The 587-nt window shown below is 57.2% G+C and carries 1 protein-coding gene; it reads right to left on the reverse strand.

Annotation, left to right across the window (positions count from 1 at the left end; all coding sequences use genetic code 11):
• The coding region (locus H3V53_RS43305; RefSeq protein ID WP_336603056.1) for an IS630 family transposase at positions 1-587 on the reverse strand (587 nt) is incomplete at both ends.

Genomic DNA, 587 nt, shown 5'->3' on the forward strand with positions numbered 1-587 from the left:
CGTTGTACTTCCATTTGATCGGCTTCGGATTCTTGTTGTGCTCACGGATATAGCGCATCAGTTTGCGATCCAGATCCTTAACGGTGGTGAAGACGCCTCGCGCGATTAGGTCGCGCTGGATACGCGCGAACCAGTTTTCCACCTGATTTAGCCAGGAGGTATAGGTCGGTGTGTAATGCAGCCGCACGTTGCCGTGTTGCTGCAGAAGGTCCTGCACACGTGCGGTCTTGTGACTATTGACATTGTCGCAAATCACATGAATTTCCTGTCTGGGCCGCTGGCTGGCGATCACGCCGGTGAGGAAGGCGACGAACTGCTCGCTGGTATGGCGTGGCGCGGTTTTGCCGATGACTTCCCCGGTCGCCGTATTGAGCGCAGCGAACAGGCTCAGAGTGCCGTTACGCTTGTATTCAAAGCCATGACTCTCGGCGCGGCCCGGTGACAGCGGCAACATCCGGTCCTTACGATCCAGCGCCTGAATGGCGGTCTTCTCGTCCACACAGAACACTGCCGCATGAGCGGGAGGGTTCAGATAGAGGCCTATCACGTCTGCAGCCTTGGTCTCGAAGTCAGGGTCGTTCGAGACC

The sequence above is a fragment of the Paraburkholderia bengalensis genome (assembly GCF_037126505.1).
Taxonomy (GTDB): domain Bacteria; phylum Pseudomonadota; class Gammaproteobacteria; order Burkholderiales; family Burkholderiaceae; genus Paraburkholderia; species Paraburkholderia bengalensis.